This window comes from Mixta sp. BE291 (assembly GCF_031457955.1).
In the GTDB taxonomy this organism is placed as follows: Bacteria; Pseudomonadota; Gammaproteobacteria; order Enterobacterales; family Enterobacteriaceae; genus Mixta.
The window spans coordinates 78051-92141 of sequence record NZ_JAVDXN010000006.1 but is presented as its reverse complement, the minus strand read 5'-3'; the positions used below and the strand labels follow the sequence as shown (position 1 = coordinate 92141).

Annotated in this window: 16 protein-coding genes; 10 read left to right on the top strand and 6 right to left on the bottom strand. The window is 52.5% G+C overall.

Annotated elements, in window-relative coordinates:
• Window positions 1-4 precede the first annotated feature (4 nt).
• Window positions 5-1210 (bottom strand): cysteine desulfurase CsdA, encoded by a 1206-nt coding sequence (gene csdA / locus J2X14_RS14940; RefSeq protein WP_352411967.1) that lies wholly within the window; start codon window positions 1208-1210, stop codon window positions 5-7.
• Between the two features lie 217 nt (window positions 1211-1427).
• Between csdA and J2X14_RS14935 the strand changes: the two genes are divergently transcribed.
• The 5 genes from J2X14_RS14935 (at window position 1428) to J2X14_RS14915 (ending at window position 5085) form a co-directional block, all read left to right on the top strand.
• Window positions 1428-1652, top strand: coding sequence for a YgdI/YgdR family lipoprotein (locus J2X14_RS14935; protein WP_352411966.1), 225 nt, complete (start codon window positions 1428-1430; stop codon window positions 1650-1652).
• 342 nt (window positions 1653-1994) lie between these two features.
• Window positions 1995-2912, top strand: a complete 918-nt coding sequence (gene gcvA / locus J2X14_RS14930) for a glycine cleavage system transcriptional regulator GcvA (protein WP_352411965.1) — start codon at window positions 1995-1997, stop codon at window positions 2910-2912.
• 57 nt (window positions 2913-2969) lie between these two features.
• A complete protein-coding gene (locus J2X14_RS14925) occupies window positions 2970-3365 on the top strand; it encodes a DUF423 domain-containing protein (RefSeq protein ID WP_352411964.1) in 396 nt (131 codons plus the stop codon).
• Complete coding sequence (gene rlmM, locus J2X14_RS14920; RefSeq protein ID WP_352411963.1) at window positions 3358-4458, top strand: 23S rRNA (cytidine(2498)-2'-O)-methyltransferase RlmM; 1101 nt, start codon at window positions 3358-3360, stop codon at window positions 4456-4458. Before J2X14_RS14925 ends, rlmM begins: the two co-directional genes overlap by 8 nt.
• Before the next feature lie 459 nt (window positions 4459-4917).
• Window positions 4918-5085, top strand: a complete 168-nt coding sequence (locus tag J2X14_RS14915) for a YhfL family protein (protein ID WP_352411962.1) — start codon at window positions 4918-4920, stop codon at window positions 5083-5085.
• Window positions 5086-5983: 898 nt separating this feature from the next.
• On the opposite strand, the gene xni is transcribed toward J2X14_RS14915, so the two are convergent.
• From xni to queF, 3 genes are all read right to left on the bottom strand, one after another.
• Complete coding sequence (gene xni, locus J2X14_RS14905; RefSeq protein WP_352411961.1) at window positions 5984-6739, bottom strand: flap endonuclease Xni; 756 nt, start codon at window positions 6737-6739, stop codon at window positions 5984-5986.
• Between the two features lie 37 nt (window positions 6740-6776).
• The gene (gene ppnN, locus J2X14_RS14900; RefSeq protein ID WP_352411960.1) at window positions 6777-8141 is read right to left on the bottom strand and encodes a nucleotide 5'-monophosphate nucleosidase PpnN; all 1365 of its coding nucleotides are present in this window, start codon (window positions 8139-8141) and stop codon (window positions 6777-6779) included.
• A gap of 182 nt (window positions 8142-8323) precedes the next feature.
• A complete protein-coding gene (gene queF / locus J2X14_RS14895; protein ID WP_352411959.1) occupies window positions 8324-9169 on the bottom strand; it encodes an NADPH-dependent 7-cyano-7-deazaguanine reductase QueF in 846 nt (281 codons plus the stop codon).
• 105 nt (window positions 9170-9274) lie between these two features.
• On the opposite strand from queF, the gene syd reads away from it, so the two are divergent.
• A complete protein-coding gene (gene syd / locus J2X14_RS14890; RefSeq protein WP_352411958.1) occupies window positions 9275-9829 on the top strand; it encodes a SecY-interacting protein in 555 nt (184 codons plus the stop codon).
• A 104-nt stretch (window positions 9830-9933) separates the two neighbouring features.
• On the opposite strand, the gene J2X14_RS14885 is transcribed toward syd, so the two are convergent.
• Window positions 9934-10278 (bottom strand): hypothetical protein, encoded by a 345-nt coding sequence (locus J2X14_RS14885; RefSeq protein ID WP_352411957.1) that lies wholly within the window; start codon window positions 10276-10278, stop codon window positions 9934-9936.
• Window positions 10279-10433: 155 nt separating this feature from the next.
• On the opposite strand from J2X14_RS14885, the gene J2X14_RS14880 reads away from it, so the two are divergent.
• From J2X14_RS14880 to J2X14_RS14870, 3 genes are read left to right on the top strand one after another with little or no spacing between them, the layout of a single operon-like run.
• Window positions 10434-10760, top strand: a complete 327-nt coding sequence (locus J2X14_RS14880; RefSeq protein WP_352411956.1) for a YqcC family protein — start codon at window positions 10434-10436, stop codon at window positions 10758-10760.
• Window positions 10760-11539: a tRNA pseudouridine(65) synthase TruC gene (gene truC, locus J2X14_RS14875; protein ID WP_352411955.1), complete on the top strand. Its 780-nt coding sequence runs from the start codon at window positions 10760-10762 to the stop codon at window positions 11537-11539. The genes J2X14_RS14880 and truC overlap by 1 nt, the downstream gene beginning before the upstream one ends.
• A gap of 11 nt (window positions 11540-11550) precedes the next feature.
• Complete coding sequence (locus J2X14_RS14870) at window positions 11551-11997, top strand: flavodoxin (RefSeq protein WP_352411954.1); 447 nt, start codon at window positions 11551-11553, stop codon at window positions 11995-11997.
• Window positions 11998-12032: 35 nt separating this feature from the next.
• On the opposite strand, the gene garD is transcribed toward J2X14_RS14870, so the two are convergent.
• Complete coding sequence (gene garD / locus J2X14_RS14865; protein ID WP_352411953.1) at window positions 12033-13592, bottom strand: galactarate dehydratase; 1560 nt, start codon at window positions 13590-13592, stop codon at window positions 12033-12035.
• A gap of 18 nt (window positions 13593-13610) precedes the next feature.
• Between garD and J2X14_RS14860 the strand changes: the two genes are divergently transcribed.
• Entirely contained in the window at window positions 13611-13841 is a 231-nt protein-coding gene (locus tag J2X14_RS14860) for a hypothetical protein (protein ID WP_352411952.1), read from the top strand.
• Window positions 13842-14091 lie beyond the last annotated feature (250 nt).

Below are 14091 nucleotides of genomic sequence, written 5' to 3'. Positions count from 1 at the left end.
GTGGTTACTCGGCCAGTAAAGTGATGGCGTTATGGATGGCGCGCACCAGCGCATCGACATCCTGCAGACTATTATAAGGCGCAAACGACGCGCGCAGCGTACCCGCAACGCCCAATGCCGCCATAAGCGGCTGGGCGCAATGCTGACCAGCGCGCACGGCTACGCCGCTTTCGGCCAGCAGCGTCACGACATCGCTGTGATGAATCCCGGCGATATCAAAAGAGAGCAGGCTGGATTCGCCGCTGCGAAAGCTGCGGAAACCGGGAATCGCCTGCAGCTGCTCTTCCGCCAGCGTCGCCAGGCTGCAACACCAGCGCTCCGCCGCATTGATATCCACGCTTTCCAGCCACTCCAGCGCCGCGCTCAGGCCAATCACGCCCGCGACGTTTGGCGTACCCGCCTCAAAACGCCACGGCACCGGCTGCGGCGTAAAGCCGTTAAAATCAACATCGCTAAGCATTTTGCCGCCGCCCTGCCAGGCGGGCATCGCCTCCAGCAGCGCCGGTTTGCCATACAGCGCGCCGATGCCCATCGGACCGTAAAGTTTGTGACCGGAAAAGGCATAAAAATCGATATCCAGCGCCTGAACGTCCGGCGGGCAATGCACCACGCCCTGCGCGCCATCAACTAGCACCAGCGCGCCTGCGGCATGCGCCAGATGAATCGCCTGCGCCAGATCGGGACAGCCGCCGGTTACGTTGGACATCTGCCCCAGCGCCAGCAGGCGCGTTTTGCTATTCAACAGCGTGGGCAACAGCGCCATATCGGGTAGATAGTCTGGCCCCAGCGGCCATTTCACCACCCGCGCGCCGGTCTGTTCGGCGGCCATCAGCCAGGGCACCAGGTTGGCATGATGCTCTGCTTCGCTGACGATAATTTCGTCGCCGGGCCGTAATCTCGGCCTGAAGGCGCTCTGCGCGACGAGGTTAATCGCTTCGGTGGTGCCGCGCGTCCAGATAACTGCCTGCGGCTGTGGGGCATTAATCAGGGCGGCTACCTGCGCGCGCGCGCTTTCGTAGCGCTCGGTGAGCTTTCGCGCCGCGGCATACTGGCTGCGATGAACGGTTCCGGCGCTCAGGCTGTAGTAATGCTCAGTGGCCTCGATCACCGCCTGCGGTTTTAGCGCGGTGGCGGCGCTGTCCAGATAGACGCCCGCGTTGGCCAGCGCCGGGAACTGCTGACGGAACTGGGCAGGATTAAATTGGGTCATGCGGTTCTCATTACAATCAGGGTTTTGCCTCTGCGGCCAGCAACCGTTCGGAAATCTCCTAAGCCACTGGCGAAGCAACAAATCCGCGTTATGCTGAATAGACAAGGTGTAAACTTTTGCCGTCAGTTTGCCAGAGGGAATAGGGCTGTTAAAGGACATTCACGCTGGCTGACCGGGACGGTTAGTTTGTCGCATTTAATCTGCAAGGAGATGGAAAATGAAAAAACTCGCCGCAGTACTGGCCGCCTGCGCCATGACATTTACTTTAGCAGCCTGCTCCAGCAATTACGTTATGCATACCAACGATGGTCGCACCATCGTTACCGAAGGTAAGCCTATGGTAGACGATGATACCGGCATGATCAGCTACAAAGATGCCAAAGGTAGCGAGCAGCAGATCAACCGCTCTGATGTCAAAGAGATGGTAGAGGTCGGCCAGTAATTAAGGGCAAAAAAAAGCACCGCATTTTGCGGTGCTATTAAAATCACTATGGACAGACAGGGTAAATCTACAGGAATAAACGGTAGCCAGGCTACCCGATCTGAAAAAGGTCAGATCAAATTGCAAACACAACATCACGACCACAAGCCAAAAATCCTCTGAAATCAGCAGTTTCCCGCATATTCTGAAAACTTTTCGTTCCGGCTCAGGAAGTGCGGCAACTATAGGTATTTGCTGGAGCTTCCTCAACGGACAATTTATAATGTCTCGGATAAAAAAATCTAATACGTAACGCGATGCTGTCGGGTTGCGTCAAAGTGTTTCAGCCAAGATTTGGGAATCATGTCAAAACGTCTTCCACCACTGAATGCCCTGCGCGTTTTTGATGCGGCAGCGCGTCATCTCAGCTTTACCAAAGCGGCTGAAGAGCTGTTTGTTACCCAGGCGGCTGTAAGCCATCAGATTAAATCTCTGGAAGATTTTCTCGGTCTTAAGCTGTTTCGGCGGCGTAATCGTTCGCTATTATTAACGGAAGAAGGTCAAAGCTACTATCTGGATATTAAGGAAATTTTCTCGGCGCTTAACGATGCGACGCGTAAGTTGCAGGCGCGCAGCGCCAAGGGCGCGCTGACGGTAAGTTTGCTGCCGAGTTTTGCCATTCAGTGGCTGGTGCCACGACTTTCCAGCTTTAACTCAGCTTATCCGGGAATCGATGTGCGTATCCAGGCGGTGGACCGGGAAGAAGAGAAACTGGCCGACGATGTGGACGTGGCCATTTTTTATGGGCGCGGCAACTGGCCGGGGCTGCGCGTTGAGAAGCTGTATGCGGAGTATCTGCTGCCGGTTTGCTCGCCGCAGCTGCTTACCGGTGATAAACCGCTAAAAACCCCAGCCGATTTAGCGCATGTCACGCTGTTGCACGATGCGTCGCGCCGCGACTGGCAATCTTATACGCGCCAGCTAGGCGTGCAGCATATTAATGTGCAGCAGGGACCGATTTTCAGCCACAGCGCGATGGTGCTGCAGGCGGCGATTCATGGTCAGGGCGTGGCGCTGGCGAACAACGTAATGGCGCAGAGTGAGATTGAAGCGGGCCGCCTGGTGTGTCCGTTTAATGATGTGCTGGTAAGTAAAAATGCTTTTTATCTGGTTTGTCATGACAGCCAGGCAGAACTGGGTAAAATAGCCGCCTTTCGACACTGGATTCTGGCAAAAGCCGCAAGCGAGCAAGAGAAATTTCGCTTCCGCTACGCCAATTAACCTGTTTATTTATCCGCGACGGAGTGACCCGGCGCGTTATGTTACGAGGATCGTTTGATGTCCAGTCGTGCAATGTTAATTTTTTCCGCCATCAGCGGCTTTTTCTTTGTCGCCTTTGGCGCGTTTGGTGCGCACGTCCTGAGTCAGTCTCTGGGGCCGACAGAAATGGCCTGGATTCATACCGGGCTGGATTACCAGGCCTGGCATACGTTGACCATTATTGGCCTGGCGGCGGCGATGCTGCGTCGCGCAAATATCTGGTTTTATTGGAGCAGCGCCTTTTTAGCGCTGGGCGTGGTGCTGTTTAGCGGCAGCCTTTACTGTCTGGCGCTGTCGCATTTGAAGATGTGGGTGTTTGTTACGCCTGTTGGCGGCACCTGTTTTCTGATTGGTTGGGTTTTAATGTTAATCGGCGCGCTGCGTCTGAAGAGAAAGGCAGATCGCCATGAATAAAGTGTTGTTGTATTGCCGTTCCGGCTTTGAGAAAGAGTGTGCGGCGGAAATTACCGATAAAGCGGCGCAGCGTGGCGTGTATGGTTTCGCGCGGGTAAAAGAGAATTCAGCTTACGTGCTGTTTGAATGCTATGAAACCACCGATGCCGATAAGCTGGCGCGCGAGTTACCTTTCAGCGAGCTTATTTTTGCGCGGCAGATGGTGGTGGTGGGTGAACTACTGCGCGATTTGCCGCCTGAAGATCGGATTTCGCCGGTGGCCGGCATGCTGAACGGCGTGGTTGAGAAGGGCGGCGACTTAAGGGTCGAGGTGCCGGATACCAATGAAGCGAAAGAGCTTTTGAAGTTTTGCCGCAAATTTACCGTTCCGCTGCGTAGCGCCCTGCGTCAGCAAAAGAGTTTGCTGAACTATGAAAGCGCCACGCGGCCGGTGATCCATGTCTTTTTTATCGCGTCTGGTCACTGCTATGTGGGGTACTCTTATCCCAATAATAACTCACCGTTTTTTATGGGCATTCCGCGTCTTAAATTCCCTTCTGACGCGCCGAGCCGTTCTACGCTGAAGCTGGAAGAGGCGTTCCATGTGTTTATTCCAGCCGATGAATGGGATGAGCGTCTGGGCAGCGGAATGTATGCGGTTGATCTGGGTGCCTGTCCGGGCGGCTGGACTTATCAACTGGTGAAACGCAGCATGATGGTACATGCGGTGGATAATGGCCCGATGGCGCCTTCGCTAATGGATACCGGACAGGTGATGCATCATCGCGAAGATGGTTTTAAATATCGTCCGACGCGCAGCAATATTAGCTGGGTGGTGTGCGATATGGTGGAGAAACCGGTACGCGTGGCGAATCTGATGGCGGAGTGGCTGATTAATGGCTGGTGCCGTGAGGCGATTTTTAACCTTAAGCTGCCGATGAAAAAGCGCTATGAAGAGGTGTCGCAAAACCTGGCGATGATTCAGGAAAAGCTGCGTGAGAACGGCATTAACGCGCAAATTCAGGCGCGCCAGCTTTATCACGATCGCGAAGAAGTCACGGTGCATATTCGCCGCATTTGGGGCGCAACGCCGGGCCGCCGCGACGAGCGATAAAACATGTCATATCTCTGCGGGTAGATACTTTTTTTCGCTAAAGGATTAGCAATTAGGCCGGCGTGAAGCTTTGCGTGTGACTAATCCGCTCGCCGCTGATTTAACCATTATGACTTGCCGCTGCTTCGGTTTTTCTGCCAGCAGCGGCATATTATTACAGCACCCGGTTTGCTGCATGCAAAGCGTAACCCTTCCACGTAACGATAAAGAACAGTGTAAACAATAAATATCCTGCTATTAATTCATTTTTAATTAATTAAATAAATATACGAGAGTAAATAAAAGCATCCGGTAAAAAGCGCTCTTCAGTAAATAAGCAACATAAACAGCGCTAACTTAAGGGTTTAATACAGTTTGTTTTCATTGGAAATATCTATATCTAAGTTGTATGATACCGGGCACCATTCGTACGGTATTGTACTGTATTGGAAGGATCTCTTATTTTAAAAGGATATTACAATGAAAACAGCATGCAAACTCGCTATCCTGGGCGCTTTTCTGGCAACGCTTACCGGTTGCACCGGCAGCGTTTATAATAAAGAAAAAAACTGTAATTATGACTATTTGCTGCATCCTGCCGTCTCTGTTTCAAAAATTATTGGCGGTTGCGGCCCGGTAGATAAATAATAAGTTTTTTTATAGCGCTAAATGCTGGTCTGAATTGACCAGCATTTTATAAGTAATATCTAATTTCCATACTTTTAATGCATATAATGTAAAGTAATTCCCCTCGTATGCAGAAGGCACAATATGCGGATGGCTGATAACCCTTACTTTTATTTAATTCACATAATATGTAAATTTCACTGTCACTATTTTTAATTATTTGGGTTTTACGTTTCCCTGCTGAATATTAGCCAGTTCTCTCGCCATATTAAAAGTATTATAAGGCATCTGATTTTTACGTTGATGCTTAAAAGTGAAATTTTCTGGTGAGCCTTTTTCAAGCATCTTAGCAATTGGATATGAACAGTTGTTTGTGAACGTTTTGAATTTAATGCTGTTTTCCTTCCATGCATTAATTGCTTTACTAACATTTGATAATTTTACTTTTTGGAAGTTATTTTTTTATTTGAGGTGGCTTGGTGAATGCTTTTTCCTTTATTATCGCCAGTAAATAACGTGTCATTGAAGTTTTTCATATCTTCTATTAGTTCCGTTCGGCAATTTTCCAGGCTTGTACACTCTTTGCTTTTGTCGCCATACAATGAAAAGTATTTTAATGTATTACCATCCCTCAATAGTATAGCACTGTGCAGACCTCTGCCGAAGTTCATTACCAGTGCATTTTTTTATAAATATAATGATATCCATGTTTAAATCGAAAAAAATTTTGGATAAGTTAGAGGCCTTTAGAGAAAATATCAAATAAATAAATTTTAACTAAGAGAATTTTTAATAAATATAAGCGCAACTCCAAATTTAGTTGCGCCTGGTATAGTTTGAGGTTTGTGGAACTGTTGTTGGACAACATGACAATTATTAAAAAGGTTACTTTAGTCCCGACGGTAGGCAAGACTATGCTTCATGTTTGCCGACGTAAATCTTTTAAATTACCGTTAAGGTTAAGATCGGTACGCAGCGTAGCGACGCGCTGGCTAATAAATGCCATCTCACGCTGTTCAATGAGCTTTTTACGCCATTTATCAGGCACCGCATCAAGTTGCTGATACAGTGCTTCCAGAGAACCAAACTGCTGCAGTAGCTGACTGGCGCTTTTGGCGCCGATTCCTGTGACACCCGGAATTTTACTGCTGCCGATCCCTGCCAGCCCCCAAAAATCAGGCAACTTATCTGGCGTGACGCCAAACTCCTGCTCGATAAAAGGTAAATCCAGCCAGCGTTTTTGAAAGTAATCACGAATACGGATTTCAGGCGCCAACAGCTGACAATAACCTTTATCCGTGGAAACAATCGTCGCCTGATAGCCATTTTGCGCCACCTTTACCGCCAGCGTAGCCGCCAGATCGTCCGCCTCATCACCTTCAGCAGACCAGCAGGGCACACCCGCCTGACGAAACGCTGCCTGCAGCGCAGGCATTTCCCGCTGCAAGTCTTCCGGCATCGGCGGACGTCCCGCCTTGTAATCGGGCAGCAGCTGATGTCGCCAGCCTTCACGGCGCAGCTCATCGTCAAAAACCGCCACGACATGCGTGGGCTGCGTATGGCTTAACAGCTGTTGCAATGCCGACACGCAGCGATCCTGACAAGGGGTTCCCTGTACCGCATGAATACGGCGGATAAGATTGAGCGCATCAATAATTAATAGATGAATAGTCATGATTTAAGACGGGCAGCCTGAAGCCGCCCGTTTGCGGTTATTTAATGATTTCGTAGCACGGTATATAGGCCGTGCCCGGCAGCTTCATGCGGTGCTGGGCCACAAAGCCCTGCAGCAGATCGTCCATGCGATGCATAATGGCTGGATCGCCATGAAGCCGGTACACCCCTTTCTGGCGAATTTCACGAATGCCCATCTCTTTCACATTGCCTGCAACAATGCCGGAGAAAGCGCGGCGCAGGGCAGCAGCCAGTTTTTCCGGCGGCTGATTAGGGTAGAGATTAAGGTTCGCCATATTTTCATGCGTTGGCAGAAAGGGAACCTGTAAATCAGGCTCGATACGCAGCGACCAGTTAAAGCTGTAGGCATCGCCGCTTTCACGACGGTTCTCTTTAACCTGCGGCATCGCTTTTTTCATCTGGCGCGCCACTTCGGCAGCATCGTCAATAATAATGGTGTAATAACGGCGCGCCTGCTCACCGACGGTATTGACGATAAACTCATCCAGCACGCGGAAATAGTCGGCGCTCTCTTTGGGGCCGGTAAGGATCAGCGGCAGCACCTGATCGTTATTCGCAGGATTCATCAGAATCCCCAGCAGATAAAGCAGCTCTTCCGCCGTACCGACGCCGCCAGGGAAAATGATGATGCCGTGAGCGATGCGCACAAACGCTTCCAGGCGCTTTTCAATATCCGGCATGATAATCAGCTCGTTAACCAGCGGATTCGGCGGCTCTGCGGCAATAATCGATGGCTCCGTCAGGCCGATAAAACGCCCTTCGCGGTAACGCTGCTGGGCATGACCAACCGCCGCGCCTTTCATCGGCGCTTCCATTACGCCCGGCCCGCAGCCGGTACAGATATTGAGTTCGCGCAGGCCCAACTGGGTGCCGACATTGCGACAATATTGATATTCCGTGGCGTTAATTGAGTGACCGCCCCAGCACACCACCATATTCGGGTATTCGCCCACGTGCAGCGCACGCGCGTTACGCAAAATAGAGAACACCAGGTTAGTGATATGCGTGGAATTCGCCAGATCGAGCGGCTGAAAACGGCCCGCTGTTTCGAACTGGCCGGTGACAAATAAAATATCGCGCAGTACGGCAAACAGGTTAGCCTGCAACGAACGGATAATGCGTCCGTCAACGAAGGCTTCCTCCGGCGGATTAATCAGTTCCAGCTTTACGCCACGCTCACGGCTCAGCACATTAATATCGAAATTTTCAAAGCGGGAGAGCAGCTCATGGCTACTGTCGGTCTGGCTACCGGAATTAAGCACGGCGAGGGAACAGTTGCGAAACAGCTGATAGAGATCGCTGCTGGCCGTACGTTTCAGCATGTCGACTTCTAACTGCGACAACAAATCCATTGAGCCAAGTGGGCTGATATGTGTAATCAAGTGAACTCCTTTACACCCGCCAGGGTGACAAATGACATCGTGCCATTACGGCAAGAACACGATGACGAGAAAATCCCTGAGCGGTGGGGATTGCCACCGCTGTTTCTCAGAGTAGCCTTGTGTACTGAAGTTCCTCAACCGATTCCGGTAGCAGAAGCAACTCCTGCGAGGAGCTTCGCAGTTTACTGACGCACCAGGCGTGAATGGCTGGGAGAAAAATCAGTATTGCTGCGCCACGGATTAATATCCAGCCCGCCGCGTCGCGTATAGCGGGCATATACCGAGAGCGCTTCCGGCTGACAAAAGCGCAGCAGATCGTTAAAGATACGTTCTACGCACTGCTCATGAAACTCGTTGTGATGACGGAACGAGACCAGATAGCGTAGCAGCGACTCGCGCTTGATGCGCGGCCCGCGATAGCGGATCTGCACGGAACCCCAGTCGGGTTGATGGGTGATCAGGCAGTTTGATTTCAACAGGTGGCTGACCAGCGTCTCTTCAACGATCTCTTCGCCTTTGGCGTCGGCCAGATAATCCGCGTTGAACTGATAGTCATCAATAGTGATATCCTGCTCATCAATACAGAAACCATCAAACTGACCGATCGGCTGCCCTTCAATCTCCTGTAGACGGAACAGCGCCACGCTGACCTCTCCCTGAGCGCAGGCGCGCAAATCACGCTCCAGCGTCTGGCGCACCTCGCCCCAGTCGGTAAAGCGCGTCTGATTGAAGCTGTTAAGATAGAGCTTGAAGCTTTTTGACTCGATCAGGTTAAGGCTATCCGCCCGCAGCGTGATTTCGCCGACGGCAACCTGCGGCACGCCTTTCGCGTTCAGCCAGGAGAGCTCATACAGGGTCCAGATATCTGCGCCATGAAAGGGCAGGTTGGTGGGATAAAGGCCCAAAGGCTCACGGTTAAGCGAGCGGGGCACCGCCTGGAGCAGGCCCGGTTCGTACCGATCCTGATAGGCGGTCGGCTTGCCCAGCGTCAGGCCGGCAAGCGCCTGATGGTTTTCGTAAGAAGACATAATGTAACCTCAAACCCGTCGGGGAAGACGAGCGGAGTCTTTTCCTGTGATAAAGAAACGGTAAATAAGGCTGTAAGTGTAACTCAGTCAGCCTGGAGTAAAAAAATGAATGATCACATTGCCGCCGCGTTGCATGACTTTACCCAACGCTACTGTCAACAATGGCAGCAGCGCTATGGGCATCTGCCCGCCAGCGCAGAGTTATACAGCATTCCTTCGCCCTGCGCGGTAGAAAACCGTAACGAGCAGGTGCTTTGGCAGCCGCAGCCTTTTCGCGCAAAGCCGCATCTTGATGCGGTGGAACGGGCGCTGGATCTCCAGCTGCAATCTGCGGTGGTGAGCTATTATACAACGCAATACGCCGGAGATATGCCCGCAACCTATGAGCAGCAACCGATCACTTTACTGCAGGTGTGGAGCGAAGACGATTTTGTGCGCGTTCAGGAAAACCTGATTGGGCATTTAGTAATGAAAAGGCGGTTAAAACAAACGCCGACATTATTTATTGCCACCACCGCATCTGATTCAGAAGTTATATCTGTCTGTAATTTAACCGGTGAAGTGATCTGCGAAACGTTGGGCACGCCGCGGCGTGAAAAACTGGCTGCGGATCTTCGGACTTTTCTCAAGTTATTACAACCGGTTACTGAGATTGCTTAAGTGATCTGCCTGATACGTTGTGCGAGATTTCTTACATAAGTTGTAAGAGATCGCTAAAAGAAAAAACCAGGAAACAAAAAGTTATTTTGTGAAAATAATGTAAATCATAAACTTAGTGCGATCCGCCTTTTCAGATTTTTTCCGAGATCCATTGTTAAAGGAAAAGGTAGCTTGTTTCCTTTGCTGACCAGGGCAAACTGCACAGCATCGGAAAGGGAATCCGTGGAATGGATAACGTCAGGGAAGGCGTTCATCAGGATGATCTGCCGCACAGGGAAGGCGTGAAAGGATAGCTTCAGGATGAAGCTGAATATTCCAGGGCTGGAATAACGGGACACCTCCAGGATGGAGAATGAGAGCCAGAAAGGATTTCTGGTGGGCCAGGAAAGCCGATGGAGTACCGCCATGAAGGCGTGTTTGTCAGGATGACAACAGGGAAAAGTTTTCATGGACGAGCAGGGAGCAATAAAGTAGCAGGATTGCTGCAAACGAACCGGGGGCACTGTATTTACAGTGCCCCCTTTTTTTATGCCGCGCGTTTTCCCGCCGCCTTTGCGGTGCTATGCTTGCCGCCCTTAAAATTTCACCCATTGTGAGGATCGGAATGCAGCGTGAACATCAGGTTCGCCAGGGGTTGCTGGCGCTGGAAACATTACTGAAAACGCATGCGCTATGGCAGAACAACGCGCCTGAAACGGCCGCGTTCAACAGCACACAGCCGTTTTTCCTCGATACGATGCAGCCGCTGGAGTGGTTACAGTGGGTTTTAATCCCGCGTATGCACGCCTTGCTCGACGCCGGAGCGGCCTTGCCGCAAAATTTTGCCGTCGCACCCTATTATGAAATGGCGCTGGACGCCGGGACAGCAGGACGCAACGAGCTGCTCCTTCACCTTAACGCGCTGGATGCGCTGTTTATAACGGATCGTTGATGCTGGAAATTATCTATCAAGATGAATGGCTGGTGGCGGTAAATAAACCAGCAGGGTGGCTGGTGCATCGCAGCTGGCTGGATCGCAAAGAAAAAGTCGTGGTAATGCAAACGGTGCGCGATCAAATCGGTCAGCACGTCTTTACCGCGCATCGGCTCGATCGTCCCACCTCTGGCGTTTTGCTGATGGGGCTTTCCAGCGAAGTGGGGCGTCTACTGTCGCAACAGTTTGAGCAGCACCAGATGGTGAAAACCTATCATGCCGTGGCGCGCGGCTGGCTGGAGGGCGCGGAGCGGCTCGATTATCCGCTCACCGAAGAGCTGGATAAAATCGCGGATAAATATGCCTCGGCGGACAAAGGGCCACAGCCTGCGGTAACCCACTGGCGCGGACTGGCGGTGACAGAACAGCCGGTGGCGATTGGCCGCTATCCTACCTGCCGCTATAGCCTGGTGGAGCTGCAGCCCGCTACGGGCCGTAAACATCAGCTGCGCCGCCATCTTTCCCATTTGCGTCATCCCATTATTGGCGATACCACGCACGGTGATTTACGGCAGAATCGCGGCGTGGCTGCGCATTTCGGCTGCGATCGCCTGATGCTGCACGCCAGCAGCCTGGCGCTGAATCATCCGGTAACCGGCGAGCCGCTGGTTTTACGCGCCGGGCTCGATCATGACTGGCAACGGCTGATGCAGCAGTTTGGCTGGCAGCATCATCTCCCTGATATTCCCAGGGTTGAGTTTGCGCAGACGCCAGGCCAGGATAGAGAATCACTCTAAGGGAGAAGTTTATGGCGCAGATAGGTATTTTCGTCGGAACGGTTTACGGCAATGCGTTGCTGGTCGCGGAAGAGGCGGAACCGATCCTGCAAGAGCAGGGGCATCAGGTAACCATTTTTGAAGATCCCAGCTTTAGCGACTGGCAGCAATATAGTGATAAAGTTGCGCTGATCGTCACCTCGACCACAGGACAAGGCAATTTCCCTGACAGCATCGCCGGGCTGTATCACGATGTGAAGGATAAGCTGGGCCATCAGCCGCAGCTGCGCTATGGCGTTATCGCGTTGGGTGACAGCAGCTACGATCACTTCTGCGGCGCCGGGAAAACCTTCGATGCGCTGTTACAGGAGCAGGGCGCAACGCGCGCAGGCGATCTGCTGCTGGTGGATGCGATGGAATCGCCGGAGCCGGAAAGCGTGACTTCCCCCTGGGTTGAAAGCTGGGGCAAGCTGCTGTAATCCTTCCCGCTCCGGTAAGTGCCCGTCTTTCCCGGTCAGGTGACCGGAGCCGGATTAAACACCGCCAGCGCATTGCGAATGCCCCAGCGATCGGACCAGGTTTGCTGTCGGCCGCTGGCGATATCCAGAATCATATTGAACAAGCGCCAGCCGACCTGTTCAATGGTTTCTTCGCCGGTGGCAATGGTACCCGCATTGATATCCATCAAATCGTGCCAGCGGGTGGCTAATGCGGTGCGCGTCGCCATTTTAATCACCGGAATAGCGGCCAGGCCATAGGGTGTGCCACGACCGGTGGTGAACACCTGTAGCGTAATGCCGGAGGCCATCTGTTGCGTGCCGCAGACAAAATCGCTGGCAGGCGTGGCGGCATAAATCAGTCCGCGCTTCGTTGGACGCTGTCCGGGTGACAGCACCTCGGCGATGGCGCTGCGTCCCGATTTTGCAATCGAGCCGAGTGCCTTTTCCACCACGTTGGCCAACCCGCCTTTTTTATTACCCGGCGAAGGGTTGGCGCTACGATCGGTTTGCCCCTGACGCAAATATTCATCATACCAGGCCATCTCTTCCAGCAGACGTTTACCAGTGGCTTCGTCCACCACGCGCGGCGTTAACAGATGAATCGCATCGCGCACTTCGGTCACTTCGGAAAACATCACCGTCGCGCCACAGCGCACCAGCAGATCTGATGCATAGCCCACCGCCGGATTCGCCGTCACGCCGGAAAAGGCGTCGCTGCCGCCGCACTGCATGCCGACAATCAGCTCGGAAGCGGGGCAGGTTTCGCGCTGCCGTTGGTTGAGGCGCTGCAGGTGGCGATCCGCAACGCGCAGAATCTCCTGCACCATCGCCTCGAAGCCGACATGACGCTCATCTTGCAAACGCACAATATCTTCCTCGCCAAGGGAGATAGCCTGTACATCATCACCGTTGGCGGCTAATAACCGCTCCGGCTGCAGCTTTTCACAGCCGAGGCTGACCACCATCACTTCACCGCCGAAATTGGCGTTCAGCGCCAGATTATGAATGGTGCGGATCGGGATAATGGCCGCAGGCGCATTGATCGCCACACCGCAGCCGTAAAGATGATTCAGCGCCACCACGCCATCGACATTGGGATAACGCGGCAACAGATCGCGCTCAATGATGCCGACCACATAATCCACGACGCCAGCCACGCAGTGAACGCTGGTGGTAATGCCCAGCAGATTACGCGTGCCAACGCTGCCGTCGGCGTTGCGGTAGCCTTCAAAGGTATAGCCTTCCAGCGGCGGCAGCGGTTCCGGCACGCGCGTCGCCAACGGCAGGCTTTCCAGCGGTGGCGCTTCAGGCAGCGCCACCAGCGACTCTTCAATCCAGCTGCCCTGGGCAATATCACGCAACGCGTAACCAATCACTTCACCATAACGACGAATCGCTGCGCCGCGCGCAATCGCGCTGAGCGCCACTTTGTGCCCTTGCGGAACATGCTCCGTCAGACGCAGGCCGCAGGGAAAAACGCTGCCCGCAGGCAGGCCATTATCATTCACGACGATGGCAACATTATCGTTTTCATGTACCTGAATATAACGCGGCGTCTCTTCGAATGTTTTCATTGCTTCGGTATCCAGTAAATGGAAAAGAGTGAAAAAGGGGATGGCGCCGGTGAAAACCGCGTCTTTAGTTTTTGCTGTGAAAAGTATAAGAAGCGGCAAAGCGGCGGGCATTATGCAAATGACCTGGTTTGTGGGCTCACTTCACTTCATTTTCAGGCTTTAGAACAAATGCAAGTGAAGAGGCTCACAAACCCAACCCGCGCACGCGCTGGCCTGCTGCCGATCGGCCTGAAAAAAACGATTCCGTGAGCGAGGCCGCAGCGAATTATGCAGATGCCATAAAATAAGCGCATTTTACCCCTAAATATCGGGCGTTATTCCAGTGAATTGCCCCGTCGCGCTCCATATACTTTTTCCAGATTTGACGACTGGTGAGACAACAACGCTGCGTAATAAATGTTTTTGCTAATAAATAAATATCGCCATGTTTAACCCAACCTCATTCTGATACTCAACGCGAAGTGTATGCAGTCAGAGTGGAAAGTAGCGTACCGCTATA

Excerpts from the sequence above, each read along its gene's own strand:
- J2X14_RS14915 (WP_352411962.1), top strand. The coding sequence starts at position 4,918 with ATGAAAACAGCATGCAAACTCGCTATCCTGGGCGCTTTTCTGGCAACG.
- xni (WP_352411961.1), bottom strand. The coding sequence starts at position 6,739 with ATGACTATTCATCTATTAATTATTGATGCGCTCAATCTTATCCGCCGT.
- queF (WP_352411959.1), bottom strand. The coding sequence starts at position 9,169 with ATGTCTTCTTACGAAAACCATCAGGCGCTTGCCGGCCTGACGCTGGGC.
- J2X14_RS14880 (WP_352411956.1), top strand. The coding sequence starts at position 10,434 with ATGCAGCGTGAACATCAGGTTCGCCAGGGGTTGCTGGCGCTGGAAACA.
- rlmM (WP_352411963.1), top strand. The coding sequence starts at position 3,358 with ATGAATAAAGTGTTGTTGTATTGCCGTTCCGGCTTTGAGAAAGAGTGT.
- J2X14_RS14885 (WP_352411957.1), bottom strand. The coding sequence starts at position 10,278 with ATGAAAACTTTTCCCTGTTGTCATCCTGACAAACACGCCTTCATGGCG.
- J2X14_RS14935 (WP_352411966.1), top strand. The coding sequence starts at position 1,428 with ATGAAAAAACTCGCCGCAGTACTGGCCGCCTGCGCCATGACATTTACT.
- syd (WP_352411958.1), top strand. The coding sequence starts at position 9,275 with ATGAATGATCACATTGCCGCCGCGTTGCATGACTTTACCCAACGCTAC.
- J2X14_RS14925 (WP_352411964.1), top strand. The coding sequence starts at position 2,970 with ATGTCCAGTCGTGCAATGTTAATTTTTTCCGCCATCAGCGGCTTTTTC.
- truC (WP_352411955.1), top strand. The coding sequence starts at position 10,760 with ATGCTGGAAATTATCTATCAAGATGAATGGCTGGTGGCGGTAAATAAA.
- J2X14_RS14870 (WP_352411954.1), top strand. The coding sequence starts at position 11,551 with ATGGCGCAGATAGGTATTTTCGTCGGAACGGTTTACGGCAATGCGTTG.
- J2X14_RS14860 (WP_352411952.1), top strand. The coding sequence starts at position 13,611 with ATGGAAAAGAGTGAAAAAGGGGATGGCGCCGGTGAAAACCGCGTCTTT.
- csdA (WP_352411967.1), bottom strand. The coding sequence starts at position 1,210 with ATGACCCAATTTAATCCTGCCCAGTTCCGTCAGCAGTTCCCGGCGCTG.
- gcvA (WP_352411965.1), top strand. The coding sequence starts at position 1,995 with ATGTCAAAACGTCTTCCACCACTGAATGCCCTGCGCGTTTTTGATGCG.
- garD (WP_352411953.1), bottom strand. The coding sequence starts at position 13,592 with ATGAAAACATTCGAAGAGACGCCGCGTTATATTCAGGTACATGAAAAC.